Below are 7,179 nucleotides of genomic sequence, written 5' to 3'. Positions count from 1 at the left end.
CATCTCCAGCTTGCCCTTGCCGTTGAGCGTGGCGAGGACGAGGTCGGGGTTGTGCACCTCGACACCGGCCGGGGGCGCGATGTCGGCGGCGGTGACCAGACCCGGACCCTGCTTGCGCAGGTACATCACAACCGGCTCGTCGTGCTCGGACGACACGACGAGCTGCTTGATGTTGAGGATCAGGTCGGTGACGTCCTCCTTGACGCCCGGCACGGTGGTGAACTCGTGCAGCACGCCGTCGATCCGGATGCTGGTGACAGCAGCGCCGGGGATCGAGGAGAGGAGGGTACGGCGGAGGGAGTTACCGAGGGTGTAGCCGAATCCCGGCTCCAGCGGCTCGATCACGAACCGGGAGCGGAACTCGTCGACGACCTCTTCGGTCAACGAGGGACGCTGAGCGATCAGCATGTTGCGATCCTTCTGTCAGGGACGCCCGCTATTTGACGTCCTGATATGTGACAAGGGTACGGGCGATACGACCCGAAGAGGCCGTACCGCCCGAAATCCTCAGCCCGACAAGCAGCCGTGCGTCAGACGCGGCGGCGCTTCGGCGGACGGCAACCGTTGTGCGGGGTCGGGGTGACGTCCTGGATGGAGCCGACCTCGAGGCCCGTCGCCTGCAGGGAGCGGATGGCGGTCTCACGACCGGCGCCCGGGCCCTTGACGAAGACGTCGACCTTGCGCATGCCGTGCTCCTGCGCGCGACGGGCAGCCGACTCGGCGGCCATCTGCGCGGCGAACGGCGTGGACTTGCGCGAGCCCTTGAAACCGACGTGGCCGGCGGAGGCCCACGAGATCACGTTTCCGGCCGGGTCCGTGATGGACACGATCGTGTTGTTGAACGTGCTCTTGATGTGCGCCTGGCCGTGCGCGACGTTCTTCTTTTCCTTGCGGCGCACCTTCTTGGCAGCGCCCTGACGACCCTTGGGGGGCATCTACAAACTCCTACGGGGAGGTGGTCGGTCCTACAGCGAAGACCGCTGATGAAGCGTTGTCCGCTGAGGACTACTTCTTGCCCGGCTTCTTCTTGCCGGCGATGGCGCGACGCGGGCCCTTGCGGGTACGAGCGTTCGTGCTGGTGCGCTGACCGCGGACGGGCAGACCACGACGGTGACGGAGACCCTGGTAGCAGCCGATCTCGACCTTGCGGCGGATGTCGGCCTGGACCTCGCGACGGAGGTCACCCTCGGTCTTGATGTTGGCGTCCACGTACTCGCGGATCGCGACGAGCTGCTCCTCGGAGAGGTCGCGAACGCGGGTGTTCGGGTCGACGCCGGTCGCTGCCAGCGTCTCCTGGGAGAGGGTCCGGCCGATGCCGAACACGTAGGTGAGGGCGACCTCCACACGCTTTTCGCGCGGGATGTCGACACCGGAAACGCGTGCCATTCAATGGCTCCAGTTGATCTTCGGAGGTCTTCCGCAGAACCGCCTCCCATCCGCCGTCCTCCCCCTCGGGGATTCGGTACGAACTGGGTCCCCGGCCTCCGAGCCGGGGGTATCAGGCGCGAGAAAACGCCTGGGTCCTGCGTATGAACAAATTCAGCTCGCGTCGCGCGAAGTCTCTGCGATATCGATGCAGAGGGTGTGATCTGTCTGCGATCAGCCCTGGCGCTGCTTGTGGCGCGGGTTCTCGCAAATGACCATGACCCGACCGTGACGGCGGATCACCCTGCACTTGTCGCAGATCTTCTTGACGCTCGGCTTGACCTTCATGGGATGTGAGGTTCTCCGGGTCAGTTGCCGGCCACCCCGCGCACAAGAGAGCGCACGGGGCCTGGGCAAGATCTACTTGTACCGGTAGACGATCCGGCCACGCGTCAGGTCGTACGGAGACAGCTCCACCACGACCCGGTCGTCAGGGAGGATACGGATGTAGTGCATACGCATCTTGCCGCTGATGTGTGCCAGGACCTGGTGGCCGTTCTGGAGCTCGACCTTGAACATGGCGTTCGGAAGAGACTCGACGACAGTGCCCTCGATCTCGATGGCACCTTGCTTCTTGGCCACGCTTCGCCCTTCGAATCGACTACCTTGATCGACTCCCACGCTTTCCCTAATGGGCGCATGCGGACATGCGGGTGCACGAGAGCCGACGAGTCAGTCTACGTCAGCGCACCCGGAAAGACGAATCGGGAAAGCCTGCCCCACAGGGGTGATCCTTAAGCGAGGCAAGCCCGGCCCAGCACAAATCAGCCCGTCCGGCGCTTGAGGACGAGGCCGTCCAGGCCGACACGGGGGGTCTGGGGGCACAGCCCCCAGGAACGGGACGGGAAGGGGCGGCGGGGGCGAAAGAGGGCCTGGGGGCGCACCCCCAGAAACGGGACGGAAGAGCCTCAGCCCAGCGGGTCCGGCGCGGCCGTGACCCCGTGCTCCGCCAGCTTCGCCCTGCCCCCGTCCGGGGACGTCAGCACCAGCGGGCCCGCCTCCGTCAGAGCGACCGAGTGCTCCCAGTGGGAGGACCACGTGCCGTCCGTCGTGATGACGGTCCAGTCGTCCTCGAGGACCTCGGTGCGAGGGGTGCCGAGGGACACCATCGGCTCGATCGCCAGGCAGAAGCCCGGGATCAGCTTCGGGCCCTTGCCCCGCTTGCGGTCGACGTAGTTCAGGAGGTGGGGGTCCATGTGCATCTCGGTGCCGATGCCGTGGCCGCCGTAGTCCTCGATGATGCCGTAGCGGCCGCCGCCGGGCTTCGGCTGGCGGCGGATGTACGTCTCGATGGCCCGGGAGACGTCCACCAGCCGGCTGCCCTGCTTCATGGCGGCGATACCGGCCCACATGGACTCCTCGGTCACCCGGGAGAGCTCGACCAGCTCCGGAGCATGGCCCGAGCCGACGAACGCCGTGTACGCCGCGTCGCCGTGCCAGCCGTCCACAATCGCGCCGCAGTCGATGGAGATGATGTCGCCGTCCTTGAGGACGACCTCGTCGGACGGGATGCCATGGACGACCACATCGTTCACGGACGTGCAGATCGTGGCCGGGAAGCCGCCGTACCCGAGGAAGTTCGACTTCGCGCCGTGCTCCGCGAGGACCTTGCGGGCGACCTCGTCCAGGTCCTTCGTCGTCGCCCCCGGCACCGCCGCTTCGCGCGTGGCCGCGTGGATGGCGGCGACGACCAGCCCCGCCACCCGCATCTTGGCGATCTGCTCGGGGCTCTTGATCTGCACCATGGGGGGCCTGCGCTCTCCGTCACTCAGGGGTCGGTCGGTTACGTATGTACACAACAGTACGGCCGTGGTGTCCGGAAGGACTCCACGGCCGTACCCGGACGACGACTACTGGTCGTCGCCCTCGCGCTTCAGCGCCGCCAGCGCACGGCCGGTGACCTCGTCCACCGGGCCCATGGCCTCGATGGTCACGACCAGGCCCTGCGCCTTGTAGTAGTCGATGATCGGCTCGGTCTGCGTGTGGTAGACCTCGAGCCGCGTGCGGACCGTTTCCTCGGTGTCGTCGTCCCGCTGGTACAGCTCGCCGCCGCAGACGTCACAGACGTCGTCCTGCGCCGGCTTCTTGTACGTCACGTGGAAGACGTGGGCGGAGTCGTTGCGGCAGATGCGCCGGCCGGCGATCCGCTTGACGACCTCCTCCTCGGGGGCCTCCAGGTCCAGTACCGCGTCCAGCTTGATGCCCTCGGTGGTGAGAAGCTCGTCCAGCGCCTCGGCCTGCGAGACATTGCGCGGGAAACCGTCCAGCAGGAAGCCGCGCTCGGCGTCCGGCTGCTCCATACGGTCCTTGGCCATGGCGATGGTCACCTCGTCGGGGACGAGGTTGCCGGCGTCCATGTAGGACTTCGCGAGTTTCCCGAGCTCCGTCTGCTGGCTGATGTTGGCGCGGAACAGGTCGCCCGTGGAGATGTGGGGAACGCGCAGCTTCTCGGCCAGACGTGTGGCCTGCGTTCCCTTTCCGGCGCCCGGCGGCCCGACGAGGACGATACGCATCAGCGGAGGAACCCTTCGTAATTGCGCTGCTGGAGCTGGCTCTCGATCTGCTTCACCGTTTCGAGACCGACACCCACGATGATCAGGATGCTGGTACCACCGAACGGGAAGTTCTGGCTTGCCCCGAAGCCAACCAACGCCATCGTCGGTACAAGAGCGATCAGACCCAGATACAGCGAACCCGGCCAGGTGATCCGGTTGAGTACGTACGACAGGTACTCAGCGGTCGGTCGGCCAGCCCGGATGCCCGGGATGAAGCCACCATACTTCTTCATGTTGTCGGCGACTTCCTCGGGGTTGAAGGAGATCGCCACATAGAAGAACGCGAAGAAAACGATCAGCAAGAAGTACATGCTGATGTAGATCGGGTGGTCACCCTTTGTCAGGTTGGTCTCGATCCAGGTCTTCCAGCTGGACTGACCGCCGGAGAACTGGGCGACGAGAGCCGGGATGTAGAGCAGCGACGAGGCGAAGATGACCGGGATCACACCGGCCTGGTTCACCTTGAGCGGGATGTACGTAGAGGTACCGCCGTAGGACCGGCGGCCGATCATGCGCTTCGCGTACTGCACGGGGATCCGGCGCTGGGCCTGCTCGACGAAGACCACCAGGCCGACCATGACCAGACCGACCAGGATGACCGTGCCGAACTCGATCCAGCCGTCCGCCAGCGTGCCCTGCTTCTTGATGGCCCACAGGGCCGAGGGGAAGGTCGCGGCGATCGAGATGAACATGAGGATCGACATGCCGTTGCCGATGCCGCGGTCGGTGATGATCTCACCGAGCCACATGACCATGGCGGTACCGGCGGTCATGCAGATGACCATGGTGATGGTGGTGAAGATCGCGCGGTCCGGGACGATGCTCGACGCGACCGTGCAACCGGAGAACAGGGCACCGCTGCGGGCGGTGGCCACGAGGCCGGTGCCCTGCAGGATGGCGAGCGCCACGGTGAGGTAACGCGTGTACTGCGTGATCTTCGCCGTGCCGGCCGAGCCCTCCTTCTTCAGGGCTTCCAGACGCGGGATGACCACGGTGAGCAGCTGAAGGATGATGCTCGCCGTGATGTACGGCATGATGCCCAGCGCGAAGATGGTGATCTGCAGCAGCGCACCGCCGCTGAACATGTTCACCAGACCGAAGAGGCCCTGGTTGCCGGACGCCTCGTCCACACACCGCTGGACGGACGTGTAGTCGACACCGGGGATCGGAATGTGCGTGCCGACCCGGTAGATCACGATGATCCCGAGCGTGATGAGGAGCTTCTTGCGCAGGTCGGGCGTCTTGAACGCCCGGGCGAACGCGGTGAGCACGGTGCCTCCTGCGACCCCCGCGCATCTGCGTCAAGGGTGACGGTCTTGAGGGTCCAATAAGAACAACGACTAAGAGCAACGACATGAGTAACGGTCGACTGCCGCTCAAGGTGCCCTCTTGAGAGAACCTTGTGAAAAATGGGCAGCGCAGGTCACCTTACCCGCGACATAGCCGCCCTAGGAACGACCAACCGGGGATACCCCATTTGTGGGGTATCCCCGGTCGGGATCGCTCAAGTCATCGAGTCACCTGAGATGTTCAGATGAGCTCGGTGACGGTACCGCCGGCGGCGGTGATCTTCTCCTTGGCGGAGCCGGAAACGGCGTCAACCGAAACCTGCAGCGCGACGGAGATCTCGCCCTGGCCGAGGACCTTGACGAGGCTGTTCTTGCGAACGGCACCCTTGGCGACGAGACCCTCGACGGTGACCTCGCCACCCTCCGGGTACAGCGCGGCCAGCTTGTCGAGGTTCACGACCTGGAACTCGGTCTTGAACGGGTTCTTGAAGCCCTTGAGCTTCGGAAGACGCATGTGGAGGGGCATCTGCCCACCCTCGAAGCGCTCCGGAACCTGGTAACGGGCCTTCGTGCCCTTGGTACCACGACCGGCCGTCTTACCCTTCGACGCCTCACCACGACCCACACGGGTCTTGGCGGTCTTGGCGCCCGGGGCGGGACGGAGGTTGTGGATCTTGAGCGGGTTGTTCTCCGCCATGATCAGTCGACCTCCTCGACCGTCACGAGGTGGCGGACGGTGTGCACCATGCCGCGGAACTCGGGACGATCCTCCTTGACGACCACGTCGTTCAGGCGCTTGAGCCCGAGCGAACGAAGGGTGTCACGGTGGTTCTGCTTGCTGCCGATGTACGACTTCGTCTGCGTGATCTTGAGCTGAGCCATTACGCACCAGCCCCGGCACGCGCACGAAGCAGAGCCGCGGGAGCGACGTCCTCGAGGGGCAGACCGCGGCGGGCCGCGATCTCCTCGGGACGCTGCAGACCCTTCAGGGCCTCCACGGTCGCGTGCACGATGTTGATCGCGTTGGACGAGCCGAGCGACTTCGACAGGATGTCGTGAACGCCGGCGCACTCGAGCACAGCACGCACCGGGCCACCGGCGATAACGCCGGTACCGGGGGAAGCAGGCTTGAGCAGGACGACGCCCGCGGCCTTCTCGCCCGTGATCGGGTGCGGGATGGTGCCCTGGATACGGGGGACCTTGAAGAAGTGCTTCTTGGCCTCTTCAACACCCTTGGCGATCGCGGCCGGCACCTCCTTGGCCTTGCCGTAACCGACACCCACGGTGCCGTCACCATCGCCCACCACGACCAGCGCGGTGAAGCTGAAGCGACGACCACCCTTCACAACCTTGGCGACGCGGTTGATCGCGACGACGCGCTCAACGTACGCGGTCTTCTCGGCGGCAGCTGCGCCGCCGTCACGGCCCTTCCGGTCCCGCCGCTCGCCGCCACCGGCACCGCCACCGCGGCGCTGGGGTCCAGCCATTGGAATTACCTCTCTCTGTTTCCGCTAGCTACGGAGGCTCAGAACTTGAGCCCGGCCTCGCGGGCGGCGTCCGCCAGAGCGGCGATGCGCCCGGCGTACTGGTTACCACCACGGTCGAACACGACGGTCTCGACACCGGCGGCCTTGGCACGCTCGGCGACAAGCGCGCCGACCTGCTTGGCCTGCGAGGACTTGTCGCCCTCGCCACCGCGGACCGACGTGTCCAGGGTGGACGCCGACGCCAGGGTGTGACCCTTGATGTCGTCGATCACCTGGGCCACGATGTGGCGGTTCGAGCGGGTAACGACCAGACGAGGACGCTCCGCCGTACCGTTGATCCGCTTGCGGATCCGGATGTGACGGCGCTTGATCGCGGCGCGCTTGTAGGCGTCGCCCTTCAGGATCTTCTGTCCGTATGCCATG

General features: G+C 65.7%; 11 protein-coding genes and 1 pseudogene. All 12 read right to left on the bottom strand.

The genetic code is table 11. The features are described from left to right. Window positions 1-408 (bottom strand): annotated as a pseudogene (locus ACWD4O_RS22430) (DNA-directed RNA polymerase subunit alpha); the annotation flags it as partial. Between the two features lie 122 nt (window positions 409-530). Beyond that, window positions 531-935 (bottom strand): 30S ribosomal protein S11, encoded by a 405-nt coding sequence (gene rpsK, locus ACWD4O_RS22425; RefSeq protein ID WP_010354218.1) that lies wholly within the window; start codon window positions 933-935, stop codon window positions 531-533. Window positions 936-1,005: 70 nt separating this feature from the next. After that, window positions 1,006-1,386, bottom strand: a complete 381-nt coding sequence (rpsM, locus tag ACWD4O_RS22420) for a 30S ribosomal protein S13 (protein ID WP_057584669.1) — start codon at window positions 1,384-1,386, stop codon at window positions 1,006-1,008. A gap of 213 nt (window positions 1,387-1,599) precedes the next feature. Then, window positions 1,600-1,713: a 50S ribosomal protein L36 gene (gene rpmJ, locus ACWD4O_RS22415; protein WP_003998809.1), complete on the bottom strand. Its 114-nt coding sequence runs from the start codon at window positions 1,711-1,713 to the stop codon at window positions 1,600-1,602. Between the two features lie 72 nt (window positions 1,714-1,785). Beyond that, the gene (gene infA / locus ACWD4O_RS22410) at window positions 1,786-2,007 is read right to left on the bottom strand and encodes a translation initiation factor IF-1 (RefSeq protein WP_003948620.1); all 222 of its coding nucleotides are present in this window, start codon (window positions 2,005-2,007) and stop codon (window positions 1,786-1,788) included. Between the two features lie 326 nt (window positions 2,008-2,333). Beyond that, window positions 2,334-3,170 (bottom strand): type I methionyl aminopeptidase, encoded by an 837-nt coding sequence (gene map / locus ACWD4O_RS22405; protein ID WP_451282142.1) that lies wholly within the window; start codon window positions 3,168-3,170, stop codon window positions 2,334-2,336. A 105-nt stretch (window positions 3,171-3,275) separates the two neighbouring features. Next, complete coding sequence (locus tag ACWD4O_RS22400) at window positions 3,276-3,938, bottom strand: adenylate kinase (RefSeq protein WP_351903770.1); 663 nt, start codon at window positions 3,936-3,938, stop codon at window positions 3,276-3,278. Beyond that, window positions 3,938-5,251 carry a preprotein translocase subunit SecY gene (gene secY, locus ACWD4O_RS22395; RefSeq protein ID WP_358800790.1) on the bottom strand — a complete coding sequence of 438 codons (1,314 nt, stop codon included), beginning with the start codon at window positions 5,249-5,251 and terminating at the stop codon, window positions 3,938-3,940. The genes ACWD4O_RS22400 and secY overlap by 1 nt, the downstream gene beginning before the upstream one ends. A 259-nt stretch (window positions 5,252-5,510) precedes the next feature. Then, complete coding sequence (rplO, locus tag ACWD4O_RS22390) at window positions 5,511-5,966, bottom strand: 50S ribosomal protein L15 (RefSeq protein ID WP_079660409.1); 456 nt, start codon at window positions 5,964-5,966, stop codon at window positions 5,511-5,513. Between the two features lie 2 nt (window positions 5,967-5,968). Further along, window positions 5,969-6,151 (bottom strand): 50S ribosomal protein L30, encoded by a 183-nt coding sequence (gene rpmD / locus ACWD4O_RS22385; protein ID WP_030788246.1) that lies wholly within the window; start codon window positions 6,149-6,151, stop codon window positions 5,969-5,971. Next, window positions 6,151-6,756, bottom strand: a complete 606-nt coding sequence (gene rpsE / locus ACWD4O_RS22380; RefSeq protein ID WP_046704422.1) for a 30S ribosomal protein S5 — start codon at window positions 6,754-6,756, stop codon at window positions 6,151-6,153. The genes rpmD and rpsE overlap by 1 nt, the downstream gene beginning before the upstream one ends. Before the next feature lie 38 nt (window positions 6,757-6,794). Continuing rightward, complete coding sequence (gene rplR, locus ACWD4O_RS22375) at window positions 6,795-7,178, bottom strand: 50S ribosomal protein L18 (protein WP_351903777.1); 384 nt, start codon at window positions 7,176-7,178, stop codon at window positions 6,795-6,797. Window position 7,179: the final 1 nt, after the last annotated feature.

The organism is Streptomyces sp. NPDC002623 (assembly GCF_053592635.1).
The sequence above is the reverse complement of the archived record's forward strand: the minus strand, read 5'-3'. Positions and strand labels throughout refer to the sequence as shown.